Origin of the sequence: Jatrophihabitans sp. (assembly GCA_036399055.1) — a bacterium.
Lineage (GTDB): Bacteria > Actinomycetota > Actinomycetes > Mycobacteriales > Jatrophihabitantaceae > Jatrophihabitans_A.
Genome location: DASWNX010000026.1, coordinates 254055 through 261512, shown reverse-complemented (window position 1 = coordinate 261512; position 7458 = coordinate 254055). Strand labels below are relative to the sequence as shown.

Genomic DNA, 7458 nt, shown 5'->3' with positions numbered 1-7458 from the left:
CCTGGGCAGGGACGCTTTCGAGGTGCTGGTGGTCGATGACGGCTCCAGCGACGGGACGGCTGAGCTGGCGCGGGGGTATCGGGATCGCCTGGATGTGCGGTATTTCTTCCAGCCTGATGAGGGTTGGCGGGTGGCGCAGGCTCGCAATGTCGGGATCGCCCACGCCGTCGGCGAGGTGTGCGTCTTCGTGGACTCGGGGGTGGTGCTTGGTTCGGGCTGCCTGCGGGCGCATCTGGACAGCCACCGGCAAGCCGACGGCCCGGTCGCGGTCCTCGGCTACGTCTACGGCTGGGGGCGGGAGGGCTCTGAGGCGCAGGAGATGGTCCGAACCCTGGACTTCTCCGATCCTGACGCCAGCATCGAGCTGATGCGCCGCACCGGGCGATGGCTCGACGTCCGCGAGCCCTTCTACGCCAGGCACGGCGATGACCTGGTCCGGTTGCCCGCGCCCTGGATCGTCTACTGGACCTGCAACGTCTCAGCGCCGACGGACCGGCTGAGGTCGGTCGGAGGGTTCGACGAGCAGATCCGCAGCTGGGGCGGGGAGGACATCGACCTCGGGTACCGGCTGCACTGCGACGGCGTGCGGTTCACCCTCAACCGCTCGGCCAGTTCGATCCACTACCCGCATGGCTCGGACCTGGCCGCCAGCATGGTCCAGGCGCGCGCTGTGCACCGCTACCTCGCGCAGAAGCACGGCACGCCGATCACCAAACTGCTGCCGTCGCTGGGCGGCGCTCTGAACTTCCTCACCTTCAACGAGGTCATCACAGCGCGCGGCCTGCCCGGTTGCGCGGAGTACCTGTGCCAGCAGGCAGCCGCCTCGGACCCGGCGCAGCCGGCGCCGGCCGCCCAGGGACCGGGGCAGTGAGACCGCGGGCGGGTATTCGCGCAGTCACCTGACAGACAGCGTCCGGTCGATATGCTGGCGGTTGCCAGCGTCACCGCTACCCGCGACCATCCGGCCCACCCGCGCTGCCTGGCGCCCGACCCGGACGATCCACCGAAAGGAACCGCCGGTCATGAAAGAGAGCATCCGCCAGTTTCTCCTGCAGTCGCTGAAGGAGATGAATTACAGCACCGACGACATCGACGATGACACGGTGCTGGGCCCGGCCGGCGCTGACCTGCAGTCACTTGCCCTGGCAGAGCTGGCGGTGCGGGTCGAGGACGAGTACGGCGTTCGGTTCAACGACGACGAGGCTGAGATGCTCGCAGGCATGACGGTGGGGGAGTTCTCCGAGCTGGTAGCCGACCGCGCCCAGGCCAGTTCGGCGTCCTGAGCCGAGTCGGCCTGCCGGCACAGCGTCTGCCGGCACAGTGTTTGCCGGCCCAGCGTTTGCCGGCACAGCGTTTGCCGGCCCAGCGTTTGCCGGCCCAGCGTTTGCCGGCCCAGCGGGAGATTCGCGCGAGGCAGTGACCGGCTCACACCGGCCAGAAGGGAACATCGTGGCCAGAAGCATGGCGGTCACCGGAATCGGGCTGGTCAGCCCGGTGGGGACCTCGGCCGCCGAGGTGTTCGACGCGACGTGTGAGGGCCGCTCCGGCGCCGTCCGGCCGCCGGCGGACCACCCGCTGCACGGCCTGCTCGACGTCGCCGCCTTCAGCCCCGCGATCGAGGCGACCAGCGTGCTGCCGGCGACCGAGGCCCGTTTCGTCGACCGCTCGATCGTGATGGCGTTGCGGGCGGCCGAAGCCGCGCTGGCCGACGCCGGCATCGAGGTCGGCCGTGATGTCGCCCCCGACCGGATCGCCGTCGTCGTCTCCGGCGTGGGCGGCCTGGCGCTGCTGGAGGAACAGGTCATCCAGTACGCCAGCAAGGGCAGGTTGGGCGTCAGCCCCTACCTGATGCCCGGCGTGCTGCCCAACATGGGCGCTGCCCGAATCGCCATCAAGTTCGGCATCCAGGGCTTCACCTCCTCGGTCGGCACGGCGTGCGCGGCCGGCGCCCAGTCAGTCGGGGAGGCCATGCGCATCCTGCGTGCCGACGAAGCCGACATCGTGCTGTGCGGTTGCAGCGAGGCGCCGCTGTTCCCGACGTTCGCCGCCGCGTTCGGCAACGCCCGGGCGCTGGCTCACGGCTGGGCCGATCCGGTGGACGCCAGCCGCCCCTTCGACCGGCGGCGCAACGGCCTGGTGCTCGGCGAGGGCGCCGGCGTGCTGGTGCTCGAGCGCCCTGAGCACGCCCGGGCGCGCGGCGCCGATCGGTACGCCGACGTGCTGGGCTGGGCCGCCACGAACGACGCATACCACCCCACAACCCCTCGCCCGGACGGCTCGGCCGCGGCGCAGTGCATGAGCAAGGCGCTGCGCGACGCCGGCCTGGCACCCGGCGACATCGGTTACCTCAACGCCCATGGCACCAGCACGAAGGCCGGTGACGCCGCCGAGTTGCGGGCGATCCGCGCGGTCTACGGCGACAGCACGCCGCCGGTGAGCTCGACCAAGGGCGTGACCGGGCACATGCTCGGCGCCTCCGGGGTGATCGAGGCCGCGATCAGCGTCCTGGCGCTGCAGCGCGGGCTGCTGCCGCCGACCCACAACCTGGAAGACCCCGATTCCGACGGCGATATCGACCACATCCGCAAGGCCCCGCGACCGGCCGGCGCGCAGGCGGTGCTGACCAACTCCTTCGGCTTCGGAGGTCACAACGTCAGCCTGGTGCTGGCCGACCCCGGCACGAAGGCAACGCCCTGATGGCCGACTCGGCCGAGCTCTACCGGACGGTGCGGCTGATCCGCCGGTTCGAGGAGCGCGCGATCGAGATGGTGCGCAGCGGCATGATCCCCGGCGGCATCCATCCCTACATCGGCCAGGAGGCGATCGCCGCGGGCGTCTGCGGCGCGCTGCGGGCCGACGACGTCATCACCAGCACCCACCGCGGGCACGGCCACGTGCTGGCCAAGGGCGCCGATCCGATCCGGATGCTGGCTGAGCTGGCCGGCCGCGAGACCGGGCTCAACCGCGGACGCGGCGGCTCGATGCACGCCGCCGACGTGACTGTCGGTATTTATGGGGCAAACGCCATCGTGGGCGCGGCCGCCGCGATCGCGACCGGCGCGGCCTGGTGGCAGCGCCGCGCCGGCAGCGACCGGGTCGCCGTCACGTTCTTCGGCGATGGCGCGGTCAACCAGGGGGTGCTGCTCGAAGCGCTGAACCTGGCCTCGCTGTGGCACGCGCCGGTCCTGTTCATCTGCGAGAACAACGGCTTCGCGACCTCGACGCGGGTGAGCCAGTCGACTGCCGGGTCGATCACCGGTCGTGCCGAGGCGTTCGGCATCCCGGCCCAGACGGTCGACGGGATGGACCCGGAGCTGGTGCTGGCCGTCGCGTCGGCCGCCGTCAGCCGGGCCCGGGCCGGAGACGGCCCGACGTTCCTGGAATGCCTGACCTACCGCTTCGACGCCCATCACACCTGGGAGCACATCGCCCGCCCGCGTTACCGGACGGCCGAGGAGGTCGCCGCCGGGGTGATCCGCGATCCATTGGAAATCCAGGGCGCGCGGGTGCCCGAGCAGGTCCGGGCCGAGATCGACGCCGAGATCGAGGCGCTGCTGGACGAGGCCCAGCGGTTCACAGCCGCCAGTCCCGAGCCTGATCCGGCCGGAGCGCTGGACTACCTCTACGCCGATGGCATGCGCGGCCGGGCGGGGGTCAGCTGATGCCGGACATGTCCTTTCTGCGTGGGCTGAACCGGGCGCTGGGTGCGGAGATGGAACGCGATCCGTCGGTGTGCGTGTTCGGCGAGGACATCGGCGTGGCGGTCAGCAATGTCACCGTCGGGTTGCTCAAGCGCTTCGGCCCCGAACGGGTCATCGACATGCCGATCTCGGAACAGGCCTTCACCAGCGTGGCGACCGGCGCGGCGATGGCCGGGGCGCGACCGGTGATCGAGTTCCAGATACCGTCCCTGCTCTATCTGGTCTTCGAGCAGATCGCCAACCAGGCTCACAAGTTCTCGCTGATGACCGGTGGTCAGCTCAAGGTCCCGGTCACCTACCTGCTGCCGAGTTCGGGCTCGCGCACCGGCTGGGCCGGGCAGCATTCAGACCACCCCTACAGCCTGTTCGCCCACGTCGGCGTCAAGACGGTGGTGCCGGCGACCCCGACGGACGCCTACGGGCTGCTGCTCACCGCCATCCGCGACGACGACCCGGTGATCGTCTTCGCGCCGGCCGGAGCGGTGGGCCAGCGAGAGGACGTCGACTTCGACGCGCTGGGGCCGGTGCCGCTGGGTGTCGGCCGGCTGCACCGGCACGGCTCCGACGTGACGGTGGTCGCGGTCGGACACCTCGTGCACGATGCGATCGCGGTCGCTGACGAGCTCGCTGACGTCATCTCGGTGGAAGTCTTCGACCCCCGCACCCTGTACCCGTTCGACTGGGCGGGCCTGGCCGCCTCACTGGAGCGCACCGGGCGGCTGGTGGTGATCGATGACTCCAACCGGACCTGTGGCATCGGGGGCGAGATTCTGGCGACCGCGGCTGAGGAGATGCGGTTGATCGCCGCGCCCAAGCGGATCACCCGGCCCGACGGCGCGGTGCTGCCCTTCGCCCGCGGCCTGGACCTGGCGGTGCAACCCAGCCGTGCGCAACTGCGGGCCGCGGTCGAGGCCGTGGTCAAGAGCTGAGGGCGGCTGTGCTCGATAGCCTCCCGACAGCCGGAACACCCACCAGTCGGCGACCGTGACCCGCGGCCCGGAGATTGACGAGATGCCAGTGTCTTGTTCTGATACGTCCATGTTCGTGCAGCCGGTCCAGAGCCGCGTCGCGGTTCCGTTCTCCGCGACGGTGTCGGGCGCCGCGCCGCTGACCTGGGGGCAGAAGGCGATCCTGCAGGACATGCGGGAGAACGTCTTCACCCTCAACGCCAGCGGCGCGCACGCGCTGGGAGACGGCGCCACCGTCGAAAGCGTGGCGGCGCAGCTGGGCCAGCTCATCAGCCGGCACCCGGCGCTGCGCGTCCGGCTGGCGACAGACCCGCAGGGCGAGGTCTGCCAAGAGGTGGCCGGCTCCGGCGAGGCCGCCGTCGAGGTGATGGACTTCGCCGACGACGACGAGCCTGCCGAGGTCGCCAAGTACACCGATCAGCTTTGGTACGACTGGTTGATGACGCGCTTTGACCACTACCGCGACTGGCCGGTCCGGATGGGGGTCATCAGGCATCGAGGCGTGGCGCTGTACCGGGTGGTGGCGTTCAACCACCTGGTCGTCGACGGCACCGCGATCAAGTTCCTGATGTCCGAGCTCAGGATGGACGGCTCGGCCGAGCTCACCCGCGACGGCGCCTTGCAGATCATGGAGCTGGCCGAGCGGGAGCAGACGCCGCAGGCGCGCAAGGTCAGCGATCGTGCCATGCGCTACTGGGAAACGCATCTGCGCGACATCCCGTCACTGACCTTCGGCGAGCCGACTCATCCAGAGGGCAGGCTGGGCAAGCGCTTCTGGCATGCCCGGTTCGGCTCGCCGGCCGCCTATCTGGCGGTGCTGGCGATCGCCCAGCGCTCCGGAATGGACACCTCCCGGGTGCTGTTCGGCATCATCGCCACCGCGATCGGGCGGGCCACCGGCCTCGGCACTGTGACCGCCAAGGTCATCTCGAGCAACCGATTCCGGCCTGGCCTGGGTGAGGTCATCGCCCCGCTCAGCCAGAACTCCCTGGTCACCGTCGACCTCACCGACGCCACGGTGGACGAGGTGATCGCGCGCGGCCGGCGGGCGCTGCTCACCGGCGGCATGCACGCCTACTACGACCCCGACCAGCTCAACGAGCTGATGGCGCGCCTGGACTCCGAGCGCGGCTATCAGGCGCAGGTGAGCTGCCGGATCAACGACCGGCGGATGACCACCCGGAGCGCGACGGATGACCAGGCGCGCGCCGCCCAGGTCACCCCGGAGCAGATCCAGGCCAAGCTGCCGGAGAGGTTCATCTCCTGGGACGGGACGTTGGACCACCTGCACGAGCAGGCGTTCATCACCGTGGAGGACATCCCGGACACCGTCTTCCTGCAGCTGATCTTCGACATGGCCTGTTTCACCGAGGCCCAGATCGAGACGTTCATGCGCAGCGTGGAGGAGGTGGCGGTGGCGGCGGCGTTCGACCCGACGGCGCCGGCCGGCGTCTCCAGCGCCGCCGCCCTCGAAGGCGATGACCACGCTGTTGACGGTGACCTCGCGGCGCCGCAGGCTTACTCCGATTCCGTGACCGACGATCTCGACCTAGGCCTTGAAGTGGGTAAATCCTGATGACCGTCGCTTCAGAGCTGCGGCACTACCCGTTTGAACCCTTCACCGGCGACATCTCTGACGAGCTGATCGACATGCTGGAGACCAACCCGATCAGCAGGGTGATCCTGCCCGACGGCCGGGAGGCCTGGCTGGTGTTGGACTACGCCAGCTGCTGCACCGCCCTGTCCGATCCTCGGTTCTCCCGGATCCCGCTGGGCGCCACCGGGCTGCCCGACACCAGCGGCCCGCGCGACCTGAACATGGACGGCCCGCCGCACGCCAGCCTGCGACGGGTCGCCAGCCGGCCGTTCACCGCGCGGCGGATGGACTCCTACCGGCCGAGGGTGCAGCGGATCGTCGACGAGCTCGTGGACGCGATGATCGCCGGCGGTCAGCCGGCGGACCTGGTGAGCTCGCTGGTGGCCCCGCTGCCGCTGCTGGTCGTGTGCGAGGTGCTGGGCGTTCCCGCCGAGGACCGGCGGCGGTTCTACGGCTGGCTCGCGGGCCTGAACTCGGTGATGGCCTACGGCTCGACCGATGCCCAGAATGCCCAGCAGGAGCTACGGGTCTATCTCGGCGAGCAGCTGGTGGTCAAGCGGAAGACCCCGGGCGATGACCTGCTGTCGGCGTGGTCGGCAGACCAGAGCACGCATCAGCTGACTGACACCGAGCTGATCGAGCTGGCCATGGGAGTGCTGGTCGGCGGCATCGAGATCAACTCCAGCGCCACCGGCCTGCGCGCGCTGTTCCAGCATCCGGAGCAGCTGGCCAAGCTGCTGGCCGACCCGAGCAAGGCGGCGGCGACCGCTGATGAGGTGCTGCGTTACACCACGGTCAGCAACCTGTTCCGGGTGCAGGTGGTGGCCGAGGACGTGGAGCTGGGTGGCGTGGCCCTGCGCGCCGGTGACTGCCTGATGGCGTTGCCGTGGCTGGGAAACCGCGATCCCAAGTTCTTTCCCGACCCGAATGTCTTCGACATCGACCGGGTGCAGCCCGTGCCCCATCTGACGTTCGGGTTCGGCCCGCACTTCTGCCTGGGCAGCGCGCTGGGCAAGATGCAGGTCGAGCTGGCGATCGGCACGGTGCTGCGGCGGCTGCCGACGCTCGCGCCGGCGATACCGCTGGAGGAGTTGCCCTGGCGCCATGACCGGGTCAACTGCGGCATCGCCGAGTTCCCGGTGGTTTGGTAGGTAGTCGAAGGGGCGGAGCTATCGCTCCAACCTCACAGAGC

At 70.0% G+C, this 7458-nt stretch carries 7 protein-coding genes; all 7 read left to right on the top strand.

The genetic code is table 11. From position 1 onward, the window contains the following. Nucleotides 1–871 (top strand): glycosyltransferase (locus tag VGB75_10805; protein HEY0167519.1); only part of this gene is annotated, 871 nt, incomplete at its 5' end. Between the two features lie 151 nt (nt 872–1022). Beyond that, the gene (locus VGB75_10800) at nt 1023–1283 is read left to right on the top strand and encodes an acyl carrier protein (GenBank protein ID HEY0167518.1); all 261 of its coding nucleotides are present in this window, start codon (nt 1023–1025) and stop codon (nt 1281–1283) included. Between the two features lie 166 nt (nt 1284–1449). After that, on the top strand, nt 1450–2697 hold the full coding sequence (locus VGB75_10795; protein HEY0167517.1) for a beta-ketoacyl-[acyl-carrier-protein] synthase family protein: 1248 nt from the start codon (nt 1450–1452) through the stop codon (nt 2695–2697). Continuing rightward, nucleotides 2697–3662, top strand: coding sequence for a thiamine pyrophosphate-dependent dehydrogenase E1 component subunit alpha (locus VGB75_10790; GenBank protein ID HEY0167516.1), 966 nt, complete (start codon nt 2697–2699; stop codon nt 3660–3662). Before VGB75_10795 ends, VGB75_10790 begins: the two co-directional genes overlap by 1 nt. 8 nt (nt 3663–3670) lie before the next feature. Next, on the top strand, nt 3671–4630 hold the full coding sequence (locus tag VGB75_10785; protein HEY0167515.1) for a transketolase C-terminal domain-containing protein: 960 nt from the start codon (nt 3671–3673) through the stop codon (nt 4628–4630). 109 nt (nt 4631–4739) lie between these two features. Then, complete coding sequence (locus tag VGB75_10780) at nt 4740–6245, top strand: condensation domain-containing protein (GenBank protein ID HEY0167514.1); 1506 nt, start codon at nt 4740–4742, stop codon at nt 6243–6245. After that, a complete protein-coding gene (locus VGB75_10775; protein HEY0167513.1) occupies nt 6245–7417 on the top strand; it encodes a cytochrome P450 in 1173 nt (390 codons plus the stop codon). The genes VGB75_10780 and VGB75_10775 overlap by 1 nt, the downstream gene beginning before the upstream one ends. Nucleotides 7418–7458 lie beyond the last annotated feature (41 nt).